Annotated in this window: 29 protein-coding genes; 14 read left to right on the top strand and 15 right to left on the bottom strand. The window is 63.2% G+C overall.

Annotated features, from left to right (window positions below; translation table 11 throughout):
• Positions 1 to 38 precede the first annotated feature (38 nt).
• The 13 genes from DPV74_RS06070 to DPV74_RS06010 form a co-directional block, all read right to left on the bottom strand.
• Positions 39 to 566, bottom strand: a complete 528-nt coding sequence (locus DPV74_RS06070; RefSeq protein ID WP_119336760.1) for a phage virion morphogenesis protein — start codon at positions 564 to 566, stop codon at positions 39 to 41.
• Complete coding sequence (locus DPV74_RS06065; protein ID WP_119336759.1) at positions 563 to 1,399, bottom strand: phage minor head protein; 837 nt, start codon at positions 1,397 to 1,399, stop codon at positions 563 to 565. Before DPV74_RS06065 ends, DPV74_RS06070 begins: the two co-directional genes overlap by 4 nt.
• Positions 1,392 to 2,867, bottom strand: a complete 1,476-nt coding sequence (locus tag DPV74_RS06060) for a DUF935 domain-containing protein (protein ID WP_119336758.1) — start codon at positions 2,865 to 2,867, stop codon at positions 1,392 to 1,394. Before DPV74_RS06060 ends, DPV74_RS06065 begins: the two co-directional genes overlap by 8 nt.
• Entirely contained in the window at positions 2,864 to 4,366 is a 1,503-nt protein-coding gene (locus tag DPV74_RS06055; RefSeq protein WP_021158462.1) for a terminase large subunit domain-containing protein, read from the bottom strand. The genes DPV74_RS06060 and DPV74_RS06055 overlap by 4 nt, the downstream gene beginning before the upstream one ends.
• Positions 4,363 to 4,908 carry a DUF3486 family protein gene (locus DPV74_RS06050; RefSeq protein WP_060083524.1) on the bottom strand — a complete coding sequence of 182 codons (546 nt, stop codon included), beginning with the start codon at positions 4,906 to 4,908 and terminating at the stop codon, positions 4,363 to 4,365. The genes DPV74_RS06055 and DPV74_RS06050 overlap by 4 nt, the downstream gene beginning before the upstream one ends.
• A 1-nt stretch (position 4,909) precedes the next feature.
• Positions 4,910 to 5,242 carry a hypothetical protein gene (locus DPV74_RS06045; RefSeq protein WP_006485389.1) on the bottom strand — a complete coding sequence of 111 codons (333 nt, stop codon included), beginning with the start codon at positions 5,240 to 5,242 and terminating at the stop codon, positions 4,910 to 4,912.
• Complete coding sequence (locus DPV74_RS06040; RefSeq protein WP_015985069.1) at positions 5,239 to 5,577, bottom strand: hypothetical protein; 339 nt, start codon at positions 5,575 to 5,577, stop codon at positions 5,239 to 5,241. Before DPV74_RS06040 ends, DPV74_RS06045 begins: the two co-directional genes overlap by 4 nt.
• Entirely contained in the window at positions 5,574 to 6,173 is a 600-nt protein-coding gene (locus DPV74_RS06035) for a hypothetical protein (protein ID WP_119336757.1), read from the bottom strand. Before DPV74_RS06035 ends, DPV74_RS06040 begins: the two co-directional genes overlap by 4 nt.
• Positions 6,170 to 6,781 carry a transglycosylase SLT domain-containing protein gene (locus tag DPV74_RS06030; RefSeq protein WP_119336778.1) on the bottom strand — a complete coding sequence of 204 codons (612 nt, stop codon included), beginning with the start codon at positions 6,779 to 6,781 and terminating at the stop codon, positions 6,170 to 6,172. Before DPV74_RS06030 ends, DPV74_RS06035 begins: the two co-directional genes overlap by 4 nt.
• Positions 6,782 to 6,783: 2 nt before the next feature.
• On the bottom strand, positions 6,784 to 7,131 hold the full coding sequence (locus DPV74_RS06025) for a putative holin (protein WP_021158467.1): 348 nt from the start codon (positions 7,129 to 7,131) through the stop codon (positions 6,784 to 6,786).
• 66 nt (positions 7,132 to 7,197) lie between these two features.
• Positions 7,198 to 7,422, bottom strand: coding sequence for a hypothetical protein (locus DPV74_RS06020; RefSeq protein ID WP_021158468.1), 225 nt, complete (start codon positions 7,420 to 7,422; stop codon positions 7,198 to 7,200).
• Positions 7,423 to 7,601: 179 nt separating this feature from the next.
• The gene (locus DPV74_RS06015) at positions 7,602 to 8,384 is read right to left on the bottom strand and encodes a hypothetical protein (protein ID WP_119336756.1); all 783 of its coding nucleotides are present in this window, start codon (positions 8,382 to 8,384) and stop codon (positions 7,602 to 7,604) included.
• The gene (locus DPV74_RS06010; protein ID WP_119336755.1) at positions 8,381 to 8,830 is read right to left on the bottom strand and encodes a helix-turn-helix domain-containing protein; all 450 of its coding nucleotides are present in this window, start codon (positions 8,828 to 8,830) and stop codon (positions 8,381 to 8,383) included. Before DPV74_RS06010 ends, DPV74_RS06015 begins: the two co-directional genes overlap by 4 nt.
• 102 nt (positions 8,831 to 8,932) lie before the next feature.
• Between DPV74_RS06010 and DPV74_RS06005 the strand changes: the two genes are divergently transcribed.
• A complete protein-coding gene (locus DPV74_RS06005; RefSeq protein ID WP_042974071.1) occupies positions 8,933 to 9,175 on the top strand; it encodes a DNA-binding protein in 243 nt (80 codons plus the stop codon).
• Between the two features lie 45 nt (positions 9,176 to 9,220).
• On the opposite strand, the gene DPV74_RS06000 is transcribed toward DPV74_RS06005, so the two are convergent.
• Positions 9,221 to 9,457, bottom strand: a complete 237-nt coding sequence (locus DPV74_RS06000; RefSeq protein WP_081712833.1) for a hypothetical protein — start codon at positions 9,455 to 9,457, stop codon at positions 9,221 to 9,223.
• A gap of 120 nt (positions 9,458 to 9,577) precedes the next feature.
• On the opposite strand from DPV74_RS06000, the gene DPV74_RS05995 reads away from it, so the two are divergent.
• From DPV74_RS05995 to DPV74_RS05940, 12 genes are all read left to right on the top strand, one after another.
• Positions 9,578 to 10,057 carry a hypothetical protein gene (locus tag DPV74_RS05995; protein ID WP_119336754.1) on the top strand — a complete coding sequence of 160 codons (480 nt, stop codon included), beginning with the start codon at positions 9,578 to 9,580 and terminating at the stop codon, positions 10,055 to 10,057.
• A complete protein-coding gene (locus tag DPV74_RS05990) occupies positions 10,054 to 10,359 on the top strand; it encodes a helix-turn-helix domain-containing protein (RefSeq protein ID WP_021158474.1) in 306 nt (101 codons plus the stop codon). The genes DPV74_RS05995 and DPV74_RS05990 overlap by 4 nt, the downstream gene beginning before the upstream one ends.
• 12 nt (positions 10,360 to 10,371) lie before the next feature.
• Positions 10,372 to 11,289, top strand: coding sequence for a DUF3102 domain-containing protein (locus DPV74_RS05985; RefSeq protein WP_119336753.1), 918 nt, complete (start codon positions 10,372 to 10,374; stop codon positions 11,287 to 11,289).
• A 17-nt stretch (positions 11,290 to 11,306) separates the two neighbouring features.
• Positions 11,307 to 13,106 carry a DDE-type integrase/transposase/recombinase gene (locus DPV74_RS05980; RefSeq protein WP_042974073.1) on the top strand — a complete coding sequence of 600 codons (1,800 nt, stop codon included), beginning with the start codon at positions 11,307 to 11,309 and terminating at the stop codon, positions 13,104 to 13,106.
• A complete protein-coding gene (locus DPV74_RS05975; protein ID WP_119336752.1) occupies positions 13,103 to 14,317 on the top strand; it encodes an ExeA family protein in 1,215 nt (404 codons plus the stop codon). Before DPV74_RS05980 ends, DPV74_RS05975 begins: the two co-directional genes overlap by 4 nt.
• A gap of 1 nt (position 14,318) precedes the next feature.
• Positions 14,319 to 14,648, top strand: coding sequence for a hypothetical protein (locus tag DPV74_RS05970; protein ID WP_119336751.1), 330 nt, complete (start codon positions 14,319 to 14,321; stop codon positions 14,646 to 14,648).
• The gene (locus DPV74_RS05965; protein ID WP_021158479.1) at positions 14,645 to 14,893 is read left to right on the top strand and encodes a hypothetical protein; all 249 of its coding nucleotides are present in this window, start codon (positions 14,645 to 14,647) and stop codon (positions 14,891 to 14,893) included. Before DPV74_RS05970 ends, DPV74_RS05965 begins: the two co-directional genes overlap by 4 nt.
• Before the next feature lie 118 nt (positions 14,894 to 15,011).
• Positions 15,012 to 15,629, top strand: a complete 618-nt coding sequence (locus DPV74_RS05960; RefSeq protein ID WP_021158480.1) for a DUF3164 family protein — start codon at positions 15,012 to 15,014, stop codon at positions 15,627 to 15,629.
• A 63-nt stretch (positions 15,630 to 15,692) separates the two neighbouring features.
• Positions 15,693 to 15,965 (top strand): HU family DNA-binding protein, encoded by a 273-nt coding sequence (locus DPV74_RS05955; protein WP_060083548.1) that lies wholly within the window; start codon positions 15,693 to 15,695, stop codon positions 15,963 to 15,965.
• A gap of 81 nt (positions 15,966 to 16,046) precedes the next feature.
• A complete protein-coding gene (locus tag DPV74_RS05950) occupies positions 16,047 to 16,538 on the top strand; it encodes a hypothetical protein (protein ID WP_119336750.1) in 492 nt (163 codons plus the stop codon).
• A complete protein-coding gene (locus DPV74_RS05945; RefSeq protein ID WP_119336777.1) occupies positions 16,531 to 16,947 on the top strand; it encodes a gp16 family protein in 417 nt (138 codons plus the stop codon). Before DPV74_RS05950 ends, DPV74_RS05945 begins: the two co-directional genes overlap by 8 nt.
• Positions 16,944 to 17,315: a Mor transcription activator family protein gene (locus DPV74_RS05940; RefSeq protein ID WP_060083550.1), complete on the top strand. Its 372-nt coding sequence runs from the start codon at positions 16,944 to 16,946 to the stop codon at positions 17,313 to 17,315. Before DPV74_RS05945 ends, DPV74_RS05940 begins: the two co-directional genes overlap by 4 nt.
• Positions 17,316 to 17,938: 623 nt before the next feature.
• Here the strand turns inward: DPV74_RS05940 and DPV74_RS05935 are convergent.
• Complete coding sequence (locus tag DPV74_RS05935; RefSeq protein ID WP_011546659.1) at positions 17,939 to 18,625, bottom strand: orotate phosphoribosyltransferase; 687 nt, start codon at positions 18,623 to 18,625, stop codon at positions 17,939 to 17,941.
• A gap of 458 nt (positions 18,626 to 19,083) precedes the next feature.
• Between DPV74_RS05935 and DPV74_RS05930 the strand changes: the two genes are divergently transcribed.
• Positions 19,084 to 21,354 (top strand): NADP-dependent malic enzyme, encoded by a 2,271-nt coding sequence (locus DPV74_RS05930; RefSeq protein ID WP_027788595.1) that lies wholly within the window; start codon positions 19,084 to 19,086, stop codon positions 21,352 to 21,354.
• Positions 21,355 to 21,377: the final 23 nt, after the last annotated feature.

Raw genomic sequence — 21,377 nt, 5'->3', positions numbered from 1 at the left:
TCCGGAGGCGCGCAGAGCGCGATCGGCTCGTCGACAGGTTAGCGACGATTCGCTGCGTCCATCAAGTGGCGCAGGATGGTGTTGAGCACCGGCTCAACCGCTTCAGGTTGCAGCTCGCCATCAGCCGTAACGGGCAACCAAGGCCGAGCTGGAATCGTGACCTTCAATCCGCGACCGGCTTGCCCGCCTGCATGCTGAATCGCGGCGTACTCCTTGTTGCTGCCGATCACCGAATAGTCCTCGCCCGAATCGGTCGCAGTCGATGCGGCCATTTGGCCGCTGTCCTGGAGGATCATCAGCCCGGCCTTGCGGCGCGACGCGGCCGCAGTCAGCTCGCCGTTTTTCTTGTACGCCTTCTTGCCGCCGACGCGCATGTGAATCGTCGCTTCCGACAGTGCCTGCCAGCGCGGCCGCCCCTGCGCGGCGAAGTTGTCCTCGGTGACCGACACCAGCGCCTGGGCGATCTTGCGCATCGCGCCGGCCTTCTGATGGCCGGCCTGTTCGAGCTGGAGCAGGCGCGTGCGCAGGGCCGAGTCGTCGATCTGGAAACTCACGAAATCGCTCACTGCAATTCCCTCCTGGCGATCGTGCCGAGATCACCCGTGTATCGAGACAGGTCAGGCTGCCACGCCGCAGCGCCGGGGTTGTAGCTCCAGCCGACGTCCGGCGACACGACGATTTCGCGGCGCGTGACCGGGTCGACGGTGCGGAACGTCGCGACCTCGCGCATCTCGCCGGTTTTCTCGTTGACCAGCTTGAGCGTCTTGCCGAGGCGGTCGCCGGCCGCCTCGACCTTGATGCCACGCACGACGATCTCATCGTGCGACAACGCAACCACGCGGCACCGGCAGCCCCAGCCATTTGGCGGATAAAACGACTGCCAGAACGGATCGTCGTAACGGAACACCTTGCCGTTCATCGCGCGGTGGCTCGGGCGCGTGCGACTGTCCAGGATCGCGACGTACATCCAATACGGGCGGTCGTCGACGTTCGCCATTTGTTCGGCGTAGCGCCCGGCCATGTAGGCGGTCTGCAGGTTCGTCCGGTAGATCGTCTGCAGGCGCCACGGGCTACCGAGCTGAACCGGGGTGATCTCGCCCGTGTCCTGGTCGACGTGTTTCTGCTTTCCCCACCAGCCCTTGGATTGCAGGACAGGCGTCAGCTCCTTCGTGAACCAGCGCAGCGTCTTACCTTCGCTGATCGCGGTTTCGACCGCATTGCGAATGTCCTGCAGGATGTCCAGGCGCGTGACCTTGGCGACCGTGAACGCCTTCGCCTGAGCGTCCTGCCAAAGCTCCTCCCAATCCCACGTGATCTCATAGCCCTTGCTGCGCAAGTACTCGATCGCCTTCTTCGGCGGGAGCTTCATGCAGTAGCCGAGATCGACCGCTTCAGGCATGGAGACGCCCCCAGAGGTTCGCGACGAAGATCGCGCGTGCAAGACGTTCCTGCAACGCGTCTGCGTCGAGGTTCGGATACAGCTCGGCGAGCATGCCGAGCAGCTCGTCGGCGCTCGCGCCATTCGCAATCCGCTTTAAAAGCGGCGCGACCAGCGCCTGGGCGTCGGCATTCAGGTCATGTGCCGACAATGTGTTCAGCGCAGCGTCGAGCGCGTCCTGGTCGGGCGCCTCGAACTCCGCGAAGGATGCGGCGCCCACGGCATCAACGGCGGACACCGGCAGAGGCCGTTCGTCCAGATCGCCATCCTGCAGGTTGTACGCCCGCTTGAAATACGCCGGCGTGAAGCGCGCGCCAGCTTGCGTCAGCTTCTGGTCGCGGCCGGCCTGAATCTCGTCGACCTGTTCCTGCTCCCACATATCGAAGACAGGCCGGGCGGCGCCGTCGAAGTTCAGGTCACAAATCCAGCGGATCAGCATGTTCATCGCTTCGGCGACGATCGCCTTGTCGCCGTCGCGAATGTCGTCCGTTACCTCAAGCCCGGCCTGCGCGGACGCGCGCGTCGACGTCGCCTCGGTGGTCTGGTTCTGGCCCAGCAAGGCAATCGACACCTCGCCGCGGCAGAAGTGCAGCAGGCGCTCGTAGACGTCGGCGCTGCCGCTCTTGCCGGCGGCTTCCTTGATCTCGATGCTGGAATCGTCCGGGACGACGGCGACAGCATCCTGCACCATGTCTTCCAGGCAATCGAGCAGCAGGTTCTTTTCGCCATCGGATGCGCTGCGCGGGTGCTTGCCGATCAGCATCGGCGAACCGTATTTCTCGGTGAACTGCACCCAGAATTTGAGGCCGCCTTTCTTGAACGTCGTCGGCCAGAAGCACATCGACAGGTCCGGAAAGCCGTAGGGGTTCAGATACGTCGCCTCCTGGCGAGGGACCAGGAACTTGCGTGCCGGCAGTTCCTCACCCTGAACCCAGTGTTCTTTGCTTCGAAAGCGGAGCTGGTTCTCCGGGTCGTAGACGAACCAGTCGGCCGGCTTGCCGACGACGTCGATCGGCACGATGTATTTGCCGACCTTGCCCCAGGCGATCTCCATAGGCTGGTAGCCGTACAGAACGGCGTCCAGCATTTCGGTCACGATCCGGGACAGGTCGAGGTCCGCGAAGACGTCGGCGATCGACTTCGCGACGCGACTCTTGGCCTGGCCCCGGTCGAGGCCCCATTCAAGCGCCTTCACGGCCGCCTTGCGGCGGCGCACGCAACCGCCGACGTGCGCGTCCGCGCGCAGCTCGCGGTAAACGCGGATGTCCTTGCCGAGTGCTTTGAGTACCGGATCGGGATTCGGCAGGTACATGCCGAGCGCGAAGAAATCGATGCTGCGCGCCCGCGTCGCGATCTGCGACGACAGCGACGTGTCCGGCTCGCCGAACGTTACAAACTCGGTGGGGCTGACCCACAAACCCTTGCTCATGCGTAACCCTCTGTCATTCGGACGCTGGAACGGCGCCGCCGCGATTTGGCGGTCACCGGCCCCTTGTTCAGTTCTCGGCTTGCGTAATACGCCAGCGCGACCGCCACGGCGGCGTCGCCGTGGCGCTTGCCGTCGTCCTGGCCGGTCGTGCGCACGTCCGGGATGCGCGGCACGCCCTTGATGACCTGGACGGCGCGCAGGTCCGCGAGCACGTCGGCATCCTTCGGAAGGCCGTCGAGCGTGCCATCTTCGAATGCCGCCTTCACGGGCGGCATGTGCTCGCGGTACCACGACTCCGACAGCATCACTTGCTGGATGCGCGATGCGCCGTAGCGCTGCATCGCGATTTCGGCGAGGTACTGGCCGTTGCCGCGTGCGTCGAAGGCGCCACCCGTGAAGCGCGGGAGCCGGTCGAGCAGGTAAAAGGCAATCTGCTCCTGCTGCCGGAACGGTACGTTGCGCAGCTCGACGATGAACGGCACGCGACGAATCAGGTTCTGTTGTTCGATCAGCGGCACGTGGACCGTCAGGTCGCCGGTACGGCCGAAGTCCTCGCCGTTGTACGAGCGGGCGTCGGCCGGGAGCGCCGCGAGCAGCGGACCGAGCGTCGCTTCGAGCCAATCGCGGCATTCGGCTGCGCGGATGTGATCGGGAAGCACCTCGAAACCTTGTTTGCAGGCCCAGCGCAGCACCGGCGTATCAGCCGACATGCGCGACTCGATCAGCGCGCGCGACAGCCATGCGCCGCCGCTGTTCTTCGGCACGCAGTCAAGTTCTTCCTCGGCATCCGCGCCGTACGACGCACGAATGTCTTTGACCCACTTGGCTTCGCCCTCGGCCGTCCAGGCTTCGCCCTTGCGCAAACAGATGCGTTGGTAAAGCCCGTCGCGAACCGCATCCTCGAACGTGATGCGATGCAGGCTGTACGGCTTCTTGCCGGTGCGCACGTCCGTGACCAGCTCGTTGAACGCGTTGTCGACGCCGTCGTGCGTCGAAATGATGTGGACCTGCCCGCCCCACATCAGCAGTGCCATCGCCGCCTTCAGCAGCTCGCCGAGCTGCTCGTGGAACGCGGCTTCGTCGATGATCACGCGGCCTTGCTTGCCGCGCAGGTTCGACGGGCGCGACGACAGCGCCGTCACGCGAAAGCCCGACGCGAAGCGGATCACGAACGCGAGGATCGACTTGTCGCCGTCCTTGTCCTGAAAGACTTCCTCGGTTTCCTCGATCTCGTCGGCCGCGAGGCTGTAGAACTTGGCCCAGTCGGCGCAGTCCCGGATGAATTCCTGCGCCATGTCCTTGTTGTAACCGACGTACCAAACGTCCATGCCGCGCTGGCTGGCAGCCAGCAACGCGGAATCGGCCGCTTCGCCCCAGGACAGACCGACGCGGCGCGATTTCTCGCAAACCTTGACGGGCGACGTGTCGGCGCACCATTTCTGCTGATACGGCAGCAGGACGGCCGGCGCACGGTCAAGGCGTGTATCTGCGCTCGTCATCCTGCAATCCCGAGAATTTGCCGACGAATCACGTCGGCCGCGTCATCGGACAGACCGCCGCTCTTGACGACCTTGTCGACGGCAGCGGCGGCCGCTTCCGCACGCGCCTGGACCTCCAGGCGGAACTTCTTCTGGTTCACGCTCGCGCGGGCCAGCGTCGCGATGTTCTTCGCGGCCTTCGACAGCAGCGCAATGCGCTCGCCCGGATCGGCGTCTTCGTCGGTCGCTTCCTGCAGGTTGACGATCGATTCGAACATCTCGGTCTGCACGAGCGCAATGACGGCTTCGGAGCGCGCGTCCTGGTCGTCGGCCGCGCCTTCGGTCAGGATGCGTGCGGCTTCCGTGCTCGCCTTGATGGCGGCGAAGCGGCGCTCGATACGCTGGCCGTACCGGTGGATCGCCGACTTGCTGATCTGGTAGCCCTTGTCGCGAAGCGTTTGCTCCAGCTCCTGGTAGCCGGTGAAATTGCCGTCGACGAGCGCGCTGTCGAGCCAGTCGCGTACGGCCTTCGGAAGGCGTTGCACGCCGCTGCTGCGCCCCATGTCACTGGCTCCAGTACTTGGCCGGCCGCGCGATGCCCGGCTCGCAATCGATCGTGTACTCGGCGATGTCGACGCCGTAGCGCGTGAGGTCGCCCCACCAGCGGCCGGACGGCTCCTTGCGCAGCTTCACCAGCACGCGATCGGCGAGGTAGTCCAGTTCCTTGCGCACTTCGAGCGCCGTGATGTCAGCGAAGATCGAGCGCATCGTCATCTGGATCACGTCCTCGACGACTTCCTCGGGACGCGCGTTGTACAGCGCCAGAATCAGATACCAGCGCAGCGATTCGCGGCGCACCTTGGCGTGGTCGATTCCCAGCGGGTTGGTGGGCGTCATTGATTTCCCCGGAGTTGTAAGTTTTCGAATCTGAGCGCGATCGCGTCGAGCTTGGCTTCGATGACGGTCTGGTTGCGCACGTAGTCCTCGCGGCGTACGTACTGCAGCGGTAGGTCCGCCTGAAATCGCAGAAAGTCACGCTCCAGGCGGGCCGTGTTGTCCGCCTGCCGGCTGATCTGTTCGAGCATGGCCTTGAGCTGGTCTTCCTGTTTCTGATCACGCTCGGCCTGGTGCCGCTCGATCTGCACGATCAACACCTTGCCGGCCGCAATCAGCAAACCGATGAACGTCGCGAGCATCGACACGAGTTGCCAGAATTCCACCTGTAACGTCACTGCTTTTCTCCCTCGATGTAGTCGATCAGCTTGTTCAGTTGCGATTCGATGTCGCGGCTGCGGCGGCTGGCGTCGACGTGGTGGGCGAGGATGTCGTCCTGGCGTACCCCGGAATCAAGGGCGTCATCGGCGCCGGCCGGCGTAGCAGCTCCGGCGGCAGCACCGGTCGCGGGCACACCATTGGCGCCGGCGGCGGCGTTCCACACGCTGACAAAGCCGGCAGTGAACACGCAGCGAGGCAAATCCTGAAGAGGCGCATCCGGCGCCGGGCGATATTGGCTCGTGACACTGGGAATTCTCCGTTTCAGTTCGTCGACTTCGAGCGCGTGCTGGGCTTTCTCGGCAAACAGGTCGCCGGCGAGTGCCGCCGCGCGCTGCGTCTCGGCGCGCTCCTTGATGCGCGCCTGTTCGACGGCGTCGCGCGCGCCGTCCGCGTATTGCCGTTCGAGCTTCGCGACCTTCGCGTCGCCGGCGAGCGCACCGGCGTGGTAGCCGCCGAAGTACGCGATTGCGCCAGCGGCAATCGCGCCGACAGCCGCGGCACCGACAGCGACCGCCACGCACTGGCCACGTGATAGCAGGACAGGAAAGTTCATGAGCACGCTCCCGGCCCGAATCCGGCCTTGACGTAACGCGTCTCGAACGTGCGCAGGATCACGCGCGGGTAGCCGCGGTTCTCGCGGAATGCGGCCGCGTGTCGGCCGGCATTGAACCGCTCGACATGGCCGAACCAGCGTTGACGATCGGCGCCGCCGGCAGCCGTCACGCGCTGATCGCGATAGACCCAGCCCAGGCCGCCGTTATAGGCCGACAGCGTCATCGCCATGCGCTCGCACGCGCCGGCCGCTGTGATGCGCTCCCAGAGGTGCCGGTCGTACCGTACGAGCGCACGAATCGACCATGACGGGTTGAACGGCTGCGCCTCGCCCAGCTCGGCCGGATAGGCCCCCGCGATCCAGTCGACCGTCGACGGCATGAACTGCGACATGCCACGTGCGCCGACGACACTGACGGCGTCCGCGCGCCAGCGGCTTTCCTGGTGGATTTGTGCCGCGAACGACGACACAGGCGCATCGATACCCCAGACAGCGCGCGCGTTGCGCGTCAGCTCGGCGCGGTACGCCAGCGCCTCGGAGGGCACTTGCGCAGCCGCTGGCGCAGAGGCGCCGAGCAGCACGACGAGAAAGGCGATCAGCACGCGCATGATCACAGGCCCAGCGCGACGCCGACCACGACGCCGAGGACGATCACCGCGCGGCGGAGCATTGCGGCGGCGAACACCAGCTCGTACCCGGACACAACGCGAAAGTCGGCGTCGAGGGGCGCTTCGAGCGAGCCGTATCGCCAGTCGTGTTCGAGGTAGCTGTCCGGACGTGCGTACGGGAAAAGCCCGCGATCGAGCCAGTACGCGACGACGGCCGCGAGGCTCACAAGGCTCAGTTTGTAGAGGGCGACGGGCAGTTGCTGCGGCGAGAAAAGCGCGATGGCTGCAACAAGGATGATCGCGGCGACGAGCCAGCTCGTCAGCCGCGGGAAGCGCTTGATGAAGGGCATATGACCTCCCGTAGTGGATATGCCGTCATCTTGGACGGCATGCACGGGTAGGTCTTTTAATCCGCTTTAGGGGCCACTCGCAGACGCGTTTTTACGCTGCAGGCCATCGCGAAACAGCAAGCCACCGACGTTGACGAGGACGCTTACATCTTCCTCGGTCAGGTGTTCGATTGCGAGGTCAATCCAGCCGGCGAGCAGCGCGATCGCGTCATCCGCGTCTTGCCTGTCGCCAGTCATGTCGAGAATCTTCGCCTGATGCTCGAATGCCGCGATGACTGGGTGGATGCTCATGTCGAACTCCCCAACGAGGAGCATCCAGCATAGGCACGCGCACGGCCGGGAACAAGGCTAAATCGACGGCCGCGGTAGGTGCGCCGCGTGGCCGGGAAAATTGACGACCCGAGCGATTGCACGTGTCGCGCCGAACTTGATGTTCATTGCAGCACGCTCGGCCGACTCAGGCGGAATCGTCATCTCTTACGACGTGCCGTGAGATCGCGCCAGATACCGGGCTTTCCGTCCGATGTCACAACGCACTCGATGTCGGGCGCTTCGGAATTGTCGATGATGGCGCCGACCGCGTACGTTTTCCCCGCGTACTGGCATCCGCCGAATGCTGACTGGAGCTGGCCGATCGTTTGATGGCTGGTCCAGCCGTAATAGCCGAGAGTTGCCGCGCTCAGGAGCGCTGCGAACAACGTGACCTTCAACAACGTTCGAGTGGAGGCGAGTTGCGCCTGGGCGTGCTGAAGTTGTGGAGTCAGGTCGACGCTCGGATTCTCGCAAACGTTCTCGCGAGCGGGCGTAGGTTGGTCGTTGCTCGGTGCCACTGACTTGATCGCTACGCGGTTCAGCCAGGACGTGAGGTATTGCTCGACATCGACGTAGCGGTCGCTTCGAATGAACTTGATCCGCTTCGCGCCTGCGCGTGCCAACACGACCCGACAAACTTTCAGGGCGTCACCTTCGGTCGCATCGGCAATCTGGCCGACCAGTTCCATGATCACGCCCTTCTGGTGGTTCGTCACGAACTCGACTTCTTCGGGCTCCTTCGCGCCGAACTGAAGGTTCACGACATTGCTGTTCGAGAACGGTACGCCGTGGTTTACGTTGACGATGTCGCGGCCAGCAACGTTCCCGATTGAGCCGGCCCGGATATTCACCGAGCGATCAGCGATGTTTGCCTCCCCGGCCTGTATGGCTTGCCCGACCGGCCTGTTGAACTCCTGTTTCCCGTTAGCGTCATTGGTCATTTTCTTTTCTTGCCTTTACCAAAAAAACTGATCCCCTGCTGATCGAGGTTTCCTTCGACCTTCACGGCCTGACCCACTTGGCCGTGGAAAACTTGCTCCTTACGTCCGACGGGCGGCGATTCAGCGCCAGCCACCAAGGCTCCGATTGCGGCCGCCTTTAGCACAAGTGGAGCTGCGCGGTACCGCTCCAGCAACTCCGTCTCATCGTTCGTCAATCCAGCGACGGAACGAATTCCCGTGATGACGTACTGCACGTCGACGCCTTCCTGTGACACGGCGTAGAGATACGCCGCGTCCGGCGTGCTTTCCCCTTTTTCATAGGTTATCTGCGCGCGCTTCGATACGTCGGCCAGTTCAGCAAACTCGGTCTGACTCCTCTTTAGCCGGCTGCGCTCCTCCTTCAGCCGTGCGCCGATCTCGATTTTCTGCACATCAACCCCTTGCATGGTGCAGAATTCTGCACCATAATTAACTCACACCGTCCCACCACGAACGGCAACTTAGTCGGCACTTTGTGCAGTGCCGACGGCCCCTTAACCGGAGCGTCTATGAAACTGCGTACCGCTGCTGAAGCCCGCGCGGAGCTTCAATCAAAAGGTGTCTCGATCACCCAGTGGGCGATCGCGAACAAATTCTCTCCCAATCTCGTCTTCGAGGTCTTGGGTGGCCGGAAAAAGTGTGTCCGCGGCCAAGCGCACGAAATCGCCGTCATGCTGGGCCTCAAGGCTGGCGAAATCTGCGCCGACCCGGCAAAAGCCCTAGCTTTGCCTCGACACCGCGTCGCAGCGTGAGAAAGCTCATGCGCTGCGCCTTCGGCTTCCCATTCAATAACCCGGTCATCGGCGAGCCCTCGCTTCGTCCAGCATTTGCACCATCTGCAGGACAACTTCGCCGCCGCGCGCCTGGATCGGATCGGGCAGTTGACGCCGGCCAGCGCCGAAACGGCGCAGCGCCTGCGAAAAACGTACACCGTCGACGCGGCCTTGTTCTTCGAGGTGACTGATAAGTCGAAGCATCGTCTGCCCGACAGCATCCACCCGCGCCGCTAACTCACTGAAATCCGAGTCCGTCATGGAACATTTTTCCCGTAAGAGTAACCGTTTTTCATTCTACGAGTCGCAACGCTGTTGCATAGGCGCAAAACGGGAATTTGTTTGGAACCGGCCGGAAACCGTTCTGAATGGGGACTCCAAATGAGCCGCCGGAATTGGAAACGTATTCAGCCGCATAGCCTTCGGCATGCGCTTGAACTCTGTAAAGAGCATGCGCGCGAGCGGCGCAACCTCGGTGTCGAGCGCATTGCCGAACATATGGGTCTTGCTGACCACTGGACCCTCTACAAGTGGTTTCAGTCAGCCCGCATGCCGATCTCGCTACTCCGTCCGTTCGAAGATGCCTGCGGCGCCGACTTCGTCACGCGCTGGGTGGCAGCCAGTGCCGGCCGGCTGATCATCGACATCCCGACCGGCCGCGACGCAACTGCCGAAGACATGCAGGTCCTGCAGCGCACGCTCAACGCGGCGGTCGGGCAACTGCTCGACTTCTACGCTGGCTCGGCCGATGCCGATGAAACGATCTCGACGATCCAGCAAGCGATGGAGGGCCTCGCGTGGCATCGCGGCAACGTTGAGCGCCACGTTCAGCCCGAACTCGACCTGGGGGCGCCTGAATGACCACGAACGCAACCACGAAGTCCGCCGAGAAAGTGCTGGAGGTTCTCAACGTCCTGCTCGGTCATTTCGCGCACGGTCTGACGCCGGGTGAAGTCGCCAAGGCGACGAACCTTTCGCCGTCGAACATCACGCGCTACGTGGCGACGCTTGAGGCGATGGGTTTCGCAGAAAGGATTCCGGAAACGGGCCGCATTCGGCCGTCCGTGAAGCTGGCGCAGCACGCCGTAGGAATTTTGCGCAGCTTGGACAGCGCCCGAGCCCGCATTGATGAAACCGAAAACCGCTTGAAGAAGTACGTCTAACTGGAGAAGGCTATGGGTCGCAAAACAAGTCAAACAACCGTCGTCGCGGCGGACAACACCTTAGAAGTACTCCCCGCGCTTACCGAAGCGGCGAACGCGCTCGCCGCACGCTCCAGCGAAATTTCGAAGCAGTTCGGCGATGGCCTGCCGTATGAGCGCCATCGTGTCGTGAACGAGGCTCGTTTCTATATGGCGCAGTCAGCCGAAGCCATGCTTGAGGCCGGGAAGCGTCTCATCCTTCTGAAGGAAAACGAGCCGCACGGCGAATTCACGGAGATCGTCGAAGATCAGCTCGGGCTGAATGAACGCACCGCGCGTCGAATGATGGCGGCGTCGGTCAAGTTCATGTCACCCGCACTGGAGTCAAAACGGACAGCGCTGTCCGTTTTGGGGAAAACCAAACTCTTCGAGCTAGTTGCAGAGGATGACGACGACCTCGCAGCGCTCGCAGACGGCGGCACTGTAGCAGGCATGACGCTCGACGACATCGATCGTATGACCAGCCGCGAACTCCGCGCCGCACTTCGGGAAGCCCATGAAAACGCGACGGCACAGGCTCGGCTCCTGTCCGACAAGAACGCGAAGATCGACGAGCTGGCCGCGAAAAAGACGCGCGTCAAACGGATCACGCCCGATCAGGAAGGTGAGGAAATCCGCAAGGAAACCAGCGCGATCGCCTTCGAGGCGGAGTCGGTCATTCGCGGCAATCTGCGTGCCGCGTTCGAAACCCTCGCGCAGCACACCGAGACGAACGGTGCACCGCATGACGATTTCATGGCCGGCGTCCTGGGTCAAATCCAGTTGTCGCTCAACCAGCTTCGAAGCGAGTTCGGCGTCAAGGCTGCTGCGGATGGTGACGACGTCCCGCAATGGCTGCGTGATACGGCGGCCGGGACAGCGGCTGACGACTACTCGCGCGCTGCTAACTGACTCGGGGGCTCGCGACGATGAGTGCCGTCTTGAACGAACGCATTGTGGCTGTCGCCCAGGCAGCGCGCGCGGCCGGCCATGGCAAGAAAGGTGCGATCTACGACGCGGCCTGCCGCGAGCTGGGCCTGTCTTTCACTACCCTGATGCGCAAACTGAAGGAAGCCACTGTGACCACGCAACGCAAGCGCCGTGTTGACGCGGGTCAAAGCTCGCTGACGCGTGATGAAGCGATGCTGATTTCCGCAACGCTCATCGAGTCGACTCGGAAGAACGGCAAGCGCCTGTATTCGGTCGGCGACGCGGTCCAGACCCTGCGCGCGAACGGCATGATCCGTGCGGAGTTCCTCGACGAGTCCACGGGCGAGCTGCGGCCGCTATCCGATAGCGCGATTCAACGCGCACTGCGCACGTACGGCGTGCACCCCGACCAGTTGCTTGCACCGGCCCCGGTGACCGAGCTGGCGAGCCTGCATCCGAATCACGTATGGCAGATCGACGCGAGCCTGTGCGTGCTGTACTACCTGAAGCCGACTGCTGACGCCCGTGCAAACGGACTTCGTGTGATGGATCACGCCGAGTTCTACAAGAACAAGCCGAAGAACCTCGCACGGATCGCAGCCGATCGCGTGTGGAGCTACGAAATCTCCGACCACGCGAGCGACTGGATATACACCGAGTACGTGATGGGCGCGGAGTCGGGCGAAAACCTCTGTTCGACGCTCATTAATGCAATGCAGGAACGCGGTGGTGCCGATCTGCTGCATGGGGTGCCGCGCATTCTGATGCTTGACGCGGGTTCGGCGAACACGGCCTCCATGACCCGCAACCTGTGCCGGTCGCTCGGTATCGAGCTGATCGTGCACAAGGTCGGCAACGCACGCGCCACCGGACAGGTGGAAAACGCACGGAACCTCATCGAGCGCAAGTTCGAACCGGGTCTCAAGTTCCAACCGGTGACCAGCCTCGACGAGCTGAACGCGCTTGCAAAGCGCTGGCGTATGCACTTCAACGCAACCGAAACGCATAGCCGACATGGCGCTACGCGTAGTGAGGCGTGGATGCGCATTACCGCCCAGCAACTGATCAAAGCCCCGTCGCTCGACGTTTGCCGGGAGCTGGCGGTCGCCGCCCCGGAAAGCCGAAAGGTCACGCCGAAGCTGCGTGTGTCGTTCCGTGGCGAGGAATACGACGTGTCGTCGGTGCCGGGCGTTATGGTCGGCGAGAAGCTGATGATCACACGCAATCCGTGGCGCGACGATGCCGCGCAAGCCGTCCTGACTGGCGAAGACGGACACGAGACGTTCTTCGTTGTCCCGGTCGTGACACGTACCGAATTCGGCTACGCCGAAACCGCCGCGGTGATCGGCGAAACCTACCGCCGTCATGCGGATACGCCGGCACAGCACGCGCTTCGTGAGATCGAGCAGCTCGTTACCGGTACGTCGACGCCGGCCGAGGCGGAAGCGGCTCGTAAGGGCAAGGCGCTGCCGTTCGGCGGCCGTCTCGACCCGTACAAGCACCTCGACGAAGCCGATCTTCCGACGTACCTGCCGCGCCGTGGCACGGAACACGACCTCGTCGCGCCGCGCGTCGAACTGGCGCCGCTCACGCTGATCGAGGCGGCAAAGCAGATCAAGGCGGCTGTCGAAGCTGCCGGCGTCGACTGGAGCGCCGACCGGTTCCGCTGGCTGCAACAGCGCTATCCGGACGGTGTGCCGCAAGAGCAGCTCGACGCGATCGTCGCCGAGCTTACCGGCCCGCGTGCGGGTCAACAGCAACCGCTGCAGCTCGTTCGCGCAGCGGCAGGAGGTCAATGATGTTGGTTCTGAAAAGCGTTCTGCAACGCGCTTCTATCAAGCAGGCCGAACTTGCGGAACACCTGAATCTGTCGCAGGCCGCGGTCGCCCAGATCGTGAATCACGGCGTATGGCCGCGCAGCCTCGACGACCTCGACCTGCGGGAGCGAATTCTCGACTACCTGGAGAACAAAGGGGTGTCGGACGCGGGCAAAGGCGTTTTCGATGAAGTGCAAAAGGTGGGGGGCCCGACCGATGTCTTGGCGGATACGACGGGCCACCCGATCTCCCAGCCGAACAGCAATACCGATCTCAACCAGGAGGAATCCATGTTACTGCGCAAACAGGTTCTCGCACCAGCCACCCGCAAGCACTTCGGCCTGTTCCGTGACCCGTTCGCGGATGACATCCAGTCGCACGAAGATATGTTCGTCAGCCCTGACATTCGTTACGTGCGTGAGGCGATGTTCCAGACCGCGAAGCATGGCGGGCTTCTGGCCGTCGTCGCGGAATCGGGCGGCGGCAAGACGACGCTGATGCGCGACCTCGACGATCGCGTGATGCGTGAGAACCAGCCGATCATCGTCATCAAGCCGTACGTGCTGGCGATGGAAGACAACGACCAGAAGGGCAAGACACTGAAGGCGACGCATATCGCCGAAGCGATCATGGCCGCCGTGGCTCCGCTGGAGAAGGTCAAGAGCAGCCCGGAAGCGCGCTTCGCCCAACTGCACAAGGCGCTGAAGGAAAGCCACGCAGCGGGTTACCAGCATTGCCTCGTGATCGATGAGGCTCATGCACTGCCGATCGCGACGCTGAAGCACCTGAAGCGCTTCTTCGAGCTGGAGATGGGCTTTAAAAAGCTGCTGTCCATCATCCTGATCGGCCAACCCGAGCTGAAGGTCAAGCTGTCTGAGCGCAACCAGGACGTCCGTGAAGTCGTGCAGCGATGCGAAATGGTCGAACTGGCGCCGCTCGACGGCCCGCGCCTGGACGAATACCTCCGGTTCAAGTTCGGTCGCCTCGACAAGCCGGTCACCGACGTGATCGATGCCAGCGGCGTCGACGCGCTGCGCGCGCGGCTCACGATGACCAGCACGCGACGGGATCGTGCCGAAACGGTGTCTCTGCTGTACCCGCTCGCGATCGGCAACCTCCTGACGGCCGCGATGAATTTGGCCGCTGGCCTGGGCGTGCCGGTCGTCAATGCAGACGTGATCAAGGGAGTCTGACATGGGCGCCATCGTGCAAATGAACTTGCCCGCATCGCGGAGTCCGCTGCCTGACGGCACGCGGGTATTCGACGCAGAGTGCGTCTCGCGTCTCACGCTGCTGAACGCTTGCGCGCGGGCGCTGCGTGGCCTGGGCTACCGGGTGCTGGCCGAGGAGATCGCGCCGCGCGATGGCAGCCGGCCGACGATCCATATCGGCCCGTACCTCGCGAAGTCATCCGACGTGCTGCGGCAGCGTGCGGGCGGTGTCTCTATTCAGCGACGTGGCGACCGACAGTTCGCCCACGTCATTTTCATGAGCGTTCGAGTGACGTGGGAGATAGCAGCATGAGCCCGTTCCTTGGCCCGCGCTACGGCGATGTGCAAACGGAATACTGCACGGCGGACGACCGCATCCGCATGGTGCGCGACTTTGATCGCGTGAAGTGCGAGGCGGCGTTGGAGGTCCCAAACCTCCAGAAAACCGTTCGTCGTGCCGTGCTCGCGCGCCTGAAGAAACTCCGCGCGTTTGACCGCGAGTTCGCGGCCGAATCGACCCGCCTCACGAAAACCGCTTGCACTCGGACGAAGCCATGACCGACGCGATTGTTATCGCCGCGGGAATTGTCTTTCTCGTCTGCCTCTGCCGCAAGGAAATACGTCGCTGGTGGACGAGCTAACCAATCTTCAACCATCTACCGATCAGGAGCACCACATGGAACAGAAACAGATTCCGAACGGTTACTGGCAGGACGCGAAAGGCTGCCTGATTCCCGAAACCATGATCAAGCCGATCGACCGCGAGCGCGATCGCCTCGTTCGCGAGCTGGCGGACGAAGCCAAAACGAGATCGAAGGGACTCGTCGACCTGAAGGCTCGAATCTTCGGCGATATCTCGGCCTTCATCGACCTTTCCGCGGAGGAATACGGCTCGAAGGTCGGCGGCAAGAAAGGCAACGTCACCCTGTACTCCTTCGACGGCCGCTATCGCATCCAGCGGGCCATCCAGGACCGCATCGCGTTCGATGAACGCCTGCAGGCAGCCAAATCCATGATCGACGAGTGTCTTCGTGACTGGACCTTGGATGCTCGCCCCGAGATTCAGGCGATCGTGACGCAGGCGTTTGCGACCGACAAGGAAGGTCAGATCAACACCGGGCGCGTGCTCGCGCTGCGGCGCCTGGATATCACCGATCCGCGCTGGCTGGAAGCGATGCGGGCGATCGGCGAAGCCCTGCAGGTGATCGGCAGCAAGTCGTATGTCCGCGTCTACGAGCGTGTCGGCGACACCGATCAATACGTACAGATTCCGCTCGACATCGCGAACGCGTAACCGCGGCGCCGGGTTATTTCGCTGGCCGCGAGCGTTTCGCGGTACCCACCATACGGAGCATTTATGAACAAAGCGGACCTGATCAACCACGTAGCGGCCGAAACGGGCCTGACGAAAGCCGATTCCGGCTTTGCACTGGAGGCAGTCCTGGAGGGCATCACAAAGTCCCTGCGGAAGGGCGACACCGTGACGCTCACGGGCTTCGGCGTGTTCAGTGTTGGCGCACGTGCGGCTCGCACGGGCCGCAACCCGGCGACCGGCGAGGAAATAAAGATCCCGGCTTCGAAGGCGCCGAAGTTCAAGGCGGGCAAAGGGCTGAAGGACGCCGTCAAGTAATCGTCGAGCTACGGCGTGACGCCCGATGGATCGGGCGTCCACGGTTTGCCCGGACGACGCACTCTGAACAAGGATCACACCATGACGACCGATATGAGCCACGCTGAAACGGTGACTTCCCCCACGATCACGCGCGAAGTGTTCTATCGCACCGTGCGGGCGGCGCTGAAACTGTACCGCCGAGACAATCCTTCCCGCTATCTGAACGATGACCAGGTCGACGCGAACGACGATGAGTTCGTGGTCGAGCTGGCCGATCAACACGCGAGAAACCTCGCCGCATCCCCAGTCGAACCTCCCGCAACAGCGCAGAGCGGCTATTGCGAGCGCGCGGGCGGCTGTGTCTGCGGCGGCGATCTACCGCGAGTGCGCGAAGGCTGCGCCGAATGGGTGAAATTCGCATCCACCCCGGCGGACGCACGGGCTTCGAGCTTCATCCCGACCCGGCAATACGGTCTGGAACTCTGGCAAGGTGGCGCAAAGCTTGCTGTCGCCACCAGTCCAGTAGTCGCGATGGAAATCGCCGACGCGCTGAATGCTCGCGCCGCATCTGGACGAGTCCGAAATGGCTGATCGGAAGCAGCTCATCCGTTTAATTCACGTCGCAAAGCGTGAATTGGCGATGCCTGACGACAGCTACCGTGCTGTCCTGATGCAGATTGGAAAGAAGGAATCCGCCGCGGACCTGACCATTCCAGAACTGGAAAGGGTTCTGGAACACCTGAAGCGCTGCGGCTTTAAAGTGCGTTCCAAAAAGGGCTCGCGCGGGCAGGCAGACGACGAGCAATCGAAGATGATCCGCGGCCTCTGGCTAGAGCTGGCGGATCGTGGCGTCGTGCAGAACCGGTCTGAGGAAGCGCTTGGGGCTTTCGTAAAGCGCATGACGCACGTCGATGCGCTCGAATGGCTCAGTTCCGCCCAGGCATCCCGTGTAATCGAGCACCTCAAAAAATGGCGTGACAGGACGACGGAGGCCGTATGAAGGACGAAACGTTCAAAAGCAAGGGGCCGGAACTGCTGGTTGACTTGTCTTTGCAGGTCGCCCAGGCCCTGATCGAGCTGGCCGACATCGGCGCCGACCAGGCGAACCAGCTCGGCCGCGAGATCGCCGACCGCATGGCCGGCCACTGGGGCGGCCAGAACATCTACTTTCCAATGGGCGTGTCCTACCGGCTGTCCCAGCGAGATCGGCAGATTTTCGACGAATTCCGCGGCGACAACCATGCCGAGCTGGCGCGGAAGTTCGGTGTGTCACTCCAGTGGATTTACAAGATCATCAAGGCGGTTCGACGCGAGGAAATCGCCGCCCGCCAACGCGACCTGTTTGCGAGCCCCACTTCTGCCGATTGAGCTTGAGGAGGCTGCCTTGACAGGTAGGTAGCCGCCCCTCAGACTCCTTTGCAGCTGCCGACGTAGTGCCGCAGGTTCGGTCCGCAAGTGTCGTCGTAAATCCCGCGTCCGCCAGTGGACAACGGTGTTGCCCCCACCACAAGGGCGGGGACAACCGCTACGCGGTTCCACCGTTGACCACTGTCTCCTCGCGAGCCTTGCCTTCGGCCTGACGCGGCCCTCGCGGGCCTTGCCCCAGAGAGATATATTTCTGTTTCAACCTACGCAAGTGGTTTGCAAGCGCCGTTTCGTGTGATCCCGTTCCGTCCCGCCTCATACCGGAAATATCGCGCGTTCTCCCTTGGAAATATCTCACCTCTCTTCATCCGGCGATCCACACGCATATGGCGCTTCTCCCGTCACGTGGGCCGGACCGATGCTTCCGGCGTTGTTGGCGTTGTGCGTTGCCCGCGCAGCTGATGGCGACGATGGATCAAGTCTAGCATTAGGGTTCGATGAGCGATGCACGCCGCGACCCATGGTCGCGATCGTTTGCTGCGCGAATCGGCGGACGAAAAAAAACCGCCCGCGATGAAGCGGGCGGCTTGTTCAGCCAGGACGCCGGCCTGCGGGCCGGCGCGGCGTCATTCCTTCGGGGCCGTCGCGCCGCCGTGCGCCGCCGACCACTCGGCCGGTGCGTGCAGGAATTTCTCGACTTCGTCGAGCGTCTTCGTCTCGAAGTAGCCCGAAGCCTTCGCGACGCGCAGCACGTCCCACCACGTGGCGAGCGCGTGCAGGTCGACGTCGATGTCCTTCAGGACCGACACGCTTTCCTTGAAGATGTCGTAGTGGAACAGCACGAAGCAGTGGTTCACGGTCGCGCCCGCGGTGCGCAGCGCGTTGACGAAGTTGATCTTGCTGCGGCTGTCGGTCGTCAGGTCTTCCACGAGCAGCACGCGCGAGCCTTCTTCCAGATGGCCTTCGATCTGCGCGTTGCGGCCGAAACCCTTCGGCTTCTTGCGCACGTACTGCATCGGCACCATCATCCGGTCCGCGATCCATGCCGCGAACGGGATGCCGGCCGTCTCGCCGCCCGCCACCGCGTCGATCTGCTCGAAGCCGATGTCGCGCGTGATCGTCGTTTCAGCCATTTCCATCAGCGCGCGGCGCACGCGCGGATACGAAATCAGCTTGCGGCAGTCGATATAGACGGGGCTTGCCCAGCCGGACGTGAAGATGAACGGTTTTTCTGCGTTGAAGTGCACTGCCTGCACTTCGAGCAGGATTTTGGCGGTCGTATCCGAGATCGACTGACGATCGTAGCCTGTCATGGGCATTCCTTGGGTGATGAGCGAAGAGCGGGCGCGGGCCCGGTGGCGCAGCAAGGGGAACCTGCCCTGGGGGCCGGGGCGCGATCGGAGGGCCAATCGCATCGCTGCGCGCGTAGCCCGCTATTTTACCCGATTCAGGCCGGTTTTCGGCGGAATTCGCGCGGGTTCGGCGCTCGGCTCGCCACCGGCGAAACAAACGGGGCGGGACCGCTCGCGCTGATGCGGAGGATGCGGCGCTGCACCAACGGAGGTCATTTAGGGGGTGTACACTAGGCGACCCTTAGAAATCGTTCAGTACTTTGTACTTTCCTTTTGCCATCCGCCAAGGTTCGATGGCGTGCCGACCCGGCGCGCTGCGTGCCGTCTCGCAGTCGACCATCCCCTCGATTCAAGCAGACGCGGCCCAAGGTGCTGTGTACTGAACCGTCAATATTTCGCATGTCTCTCGCAGGTCAATCATGGACGAACAACTGAAGCAGGCGGCACTCGCCTATCACCAGAATCCGAAACCCGGCAAGATTTCGGTCACCCCGACCAAGCCGCTGTCGAACCAGCTCGACCTGTCGCTCGCGTATTCGCCGGGCGTCGCCGCTGCGTGCGAAGCGATCCACGCCGATCCGCTCGATGCGCAGAAGTACACGTCGCGCGGCAACCTCGTCGGCGTCATCACGAACGGTACGGCCGTGCTGGGCCTCGGCAACATCGGCCCGCTGGCCGCGAAGCCGGTGATGGAGGGCAAGGGCTGCCTCTTCAAGAAATTCGCGGGCATCGACGTGTTCGACATCGAACTGTCGGAATCCGACCCCGACAAGCTCGTCGAGGCGATCGCGATGCTCGAGCCGACGCTCGGCGGCATCAACCTCGAGGACATCAAGGCGCCGGAATGCTTCTACATCGAGCAGAAGCTGCGCGAGCGCATGAAGATCCCCGTCTTCCACGACGATCAGCACGGCACCGCGATCATCGCGTCGGCCGCGATCCTGAACGGCCTGAAGGTCGTCGGCAAGAAGCTCGCCGAAGTGAAGCTCGTGTGCTCGGGCGCGGGCGCCGCAGCGATCGCGTGCCTGGACCTGCTGGTGAACCTGGGTCTCACGAAGTCGAACATCCTCGTCGCCGATTCGAAGGGCGTGATCTACGAAGGGCGCGGCAATCTCGATCCGTCGAAGCAGCGCTATGCGGCGACCACCGACGCACGCACGCTCGCCGACGCGATCGTCGGCGCGGACGTGTTCCTCGGCTGCTCGAGCGCGGGCGTGCTGAAGCAAGACATGGTCAAGACGATGGGCGACAAGCCGCTGATCCTGGCGCTCGCGAACCCGGAACCGGAAATCCGCCCGGAAGACGCGAAGGCCGTGCGCCCGGACGCGATCGTCGCGACCGGCCGTTCGGACTACCCGAACCAGGTCAACAACGTGCTGTGCTTCCCGTTCATCTTCCGCGGCGCGCTCGACGTCGGCGCGACGACGATCACGGAAGAAATGAAGCTCGCGTGCGTGCGCGCGATCGCCGAACTGGCGGAAGAAACCGACCAGAGCGAGGAAGTCGCGAAGGCATATGAAGGCCACTCGCTCGAATTCGGGCCGGACTACCTGATTCCGAAGCCCTTCGATCCGCGCCTGATCATCAAGATCGCGCCGGCCGTCGCGCAAGCCGCGATGGATTCGGGCGTCGCCACGCGTCCGATCCAGGACATGGACGCCTACCGCGAGCAGCTCGGCGCGACCGTCTACCGCACCGGCATGGTGATGCGCCCGGTGTTCGCGACCGCGAAGCAGAAGCAGGCGCGCATCGTGTTTGCCGAAGGCGAGGACGAGCGCGTGCTGCGCGCCGCGCAGTTCGTGCTGCAGGAAAAGATCGCGAAGCCGATCATCATCGGCCGTCCGTCGGTCGTCGACATGCGCCTGCAGAAGATCGGCTCGAAGCTCAAGGCCGGCACCGATTTCGAAATCGTCGATCCGGAAGACGATGCGCGCTACCACCGCTACTGGCAGGCGTATCAGGAGATCGGCGCGCGCGACGGCGTGACGCCGGAAGTCGCGAAGGCCGCGATGCGCAAGTTCAACACGCTGATCGGCACGATGCTCGTGCACCTGGGCGATGCGGACGGGATGATCTGCGGGATGATCGACACGTTCCACAGCCACCTGAAGTTCATCGAGCAGGTGCTGGGCCGCGCGAAGGGCGCCGAGCACTTCGCCGCGATGAACCTGCTGATGCTGCCGGGCCGCAACCTGTTCGTGTGCGACACGTACGTGAACGAGCTGCCGAGCGCCGAACAGCTCGCCGACATGACGATCCAGGCCGCGGCCGAGATCGAGCGCTTCGGCATCGCGCCGAAGGCCGCGCTGCTGTCGAACTCGAACTTCGGCAGCGCGCCGTCGGCGTCGTCGCGCCGGATGGGCGAGGCCCGCAAGCTGATCGTCGAACGTGCGCCGAACCTGGAAGTCGACGGCGAAATGCACGGCGACGCGGCGCTGTCGGAAATGATCCGCAAGCAGGCGTTCCCCGGCACGACGCTGTCGGGCGAAGCGAACCTGCTGATCATGCCGAACGTCGAAGCGGCGAACATCGCGTACAACCTGCTGAAGATGGTCGGCGGCGAAGGCGTGACGGTCGGTCCGTTCCTGCTCGGCGCGGCGAAGCCGGTCCACATCCTGACGCCGGCTGCGACCGTGCGCCGGATCATCAACATGACGGCCGTTGCCGCCGCGAACGTGAACACGAAGTAAGTCCACGCCTGCGTGTGTCGCGC

The organism is Burkholderia sp. HAN2018, from assembly GCF_024704855.1.
Classification (GTDB): Bacteria; Pseudomonadota; Gammaproteobacteria; order Burkholderiales; family Burkholderiaceae; genus Burkholderia; species Burkholderia cepacia.
Note: the sequence above shows the minus strand (reverse complement) of the source record. Positions and strands in the feature narration are given on the sequence as shown.

Bases quoted from the DNA above. Each gene is read 5' to 3' on its own strand.
- DPV74_RS06025 (WP_021158467.1), bottom strand. From the start codon at position 7,131: ATGCCCTTCATCAAGCGCTTCCCGCGGCTGACGAGCTGGCTCGTCGCC.
- DPV74_RS05930 (WP_027788595.1), top strand. From the start codon at position 19,084: ATGGACGAACAACTGAAGCAGGCGGCACTCGCCTATCACCAGAATCCG.
- DPV74_RS05995 (WP_119336754.1), top strand. From the start codon at position 9,578: ATGAGCCGCCGGAATTGGAAACGTATTCAGCCGCATAGCCTTCGGCAT.
- DPV74_RS05975 (WP_119336752.1), top strand. From the start codon at position 13,103: ATGATGTTGGTTCTGAAAAGCGTTCTGCAACGCGCTTCTATCAAGCAG.
- DPV74_RS05985 (WP_119336753.1), top strand. From the start codon at position 10,372: ATGGGTCGCAAAACAAGTCAAACAACCGTCGTCGCGGCGGACAACACC.
- DPV74_RS06015 (WP_119336756.1), bottom strand. From the start codon at position 8,384: ATGACCAATGACGCTAACGGGAAACAGGAGTTCAACAGGCCGGTCGGG.
- DPV74_RS06035 (WP_119336757.1), bottom strand. From the start codon at position 6,173: ATGAACTTTCCTGTCCTGCTATCACGTGGCCAGTGCGTGGCGGTCGCT.
- DPV74_RS06020 (WP_021158468.1), bottom strand. From the start codon at position 7,422: ATGAGCATCCACCCAGTCATCGCGGCATTCGAGCATCAGGCGAAGATT.
- DPV74_RS05940 (WP_060083550.1), top strand. From the start codon at position 16,944: ATGAAGGACGAAACGTTCAAAAGCAAGGGGCCGGAACTGCTGGTTGAC.
- DPV74_RS06060 (WP_119336758.1), bottom strand. From the start codon at position 2,867: ATGAGCAAGGGTTTGTGGGTCAGCCCCACCGAGTTTGTAACGTTCGGC.
- DPV74_RS06030 (WP_119336778.1), bottom strand. From the start codon at position 6,781: ATGCGCGTGCTGATCGCCTTTCTCGTCGTGCTGCTCGGCGCCTCTGCG.
- DPV74_RS05990 (WP_021158474.1), top strand. From the start codon at position 10,054: ATGACCACGAACGCAACCACGAAGTCCGCCGAGAAAGTGCTGGAGGTT.
- DPV74_RS06055 (WP_021158462.1), bottom strand. From the start codon at position 4,366: ATGACGAGCGCAGATACACGCCTTGACCGTGCGCCGGCCGTCCTGCTG.
- DPV74_RS06045 (WP_006485389.1), bottom strand. From the start codon at position 5,242: ATGACGCCCACCAACCCGCTGGGAATCGACCACGCCAAGGTGCGCCGC.
- DPV74_RS05950 (WP_119336750.1), top strand. From the start codon at position 16,047: ATGACGACCGATATGAGCCACGCTGAAACGGTGACTTCCCCCACGATC.
- DPV74_RS05980 (WP_042974073.1), top strand. From the start codon at position 11,307: ATGAGTGCCGTCTTGAACGAACGCATTGTGGCTGTCGCCCAGGCAGCG.
- DPV74_RS05935 (WP_011546659.1), bottom strand. From the start codon at position 18,625: ATGACAGGCTACGATCGTCAGTCGATCTCGGATACGACCGCCAAAATC.
- DPV74_RS05970 (WP_119336751.1), top strand. From the start codon at position 14,319: ATGGGCGCCATCGTGCAAATGAACTTGCCCGCATCGCGGAGTCCGCTG.
- DPV74_RS05965 (WP_021158479.1), top strand. From the start codon at position 14,645: ATGAGCCCGTTCCTTGGCCCGCGCTACGGCGATGTGCAAACGGAATAC.
- DPV74_RS06065 (WP_119336759.1), bottom strand. From the start codon at position 1,399: ATGCCTGAAGCGGTCGATCTCGGCTACTGCATGAAGCTCCCGCCGAAG.
- DPV74_RS05960 (WP_021158480.1), top strand. From the start codon at position 15,012: ATGGAACAGAAACAGATTCCGAACGGTTACTGGCAGGACGCGAAAGGC.
- DPV74_RS06050 (WP_060083524.1), bottom strand. From the start codon at position 4,908: ATGGGGCGCAGCAGCGGCGTGCAACGCCTTCCGAAGGCCGTACGCGAC.
- DPV74_RS06005 (WP_042974071.1), top strand. From the start codon at position 8,933: ATGAAACTGCGTACCGCTGCTGAAGCCCGCGCGGAGCTTCAATCAAAA.
- DPV74_RS06010 (WP_119336755.1), bottom strand. From the start codon at position 8,830: ATGCAAGGGGTTGATGTGCAGAAAATCGAGATCGGCGCACGGCTGAAG.
- DPV74_RS05945 (WP_119336777.1), top strand. From the start codon at position 16,531: ATGGCTGATCGGAAGCAGCTCATCCGTTTAATTCACGTCGCAAAGCGT.
- DPV74_RS06000 (WP_081712833.1), bottom strand. From the start codon at position 9,457: ATGACGGACTCGGATTTCAGTGAGTTAGCGGCGCGGGTGGATGCTGTC.
- DPV74_RS05955 (WP_060083548.1), top strand. From the start codon at position 15,693: ATGAACAAAGCGGACCTGATCAACCACGTAGCGGCCGAAACGGGCCTG.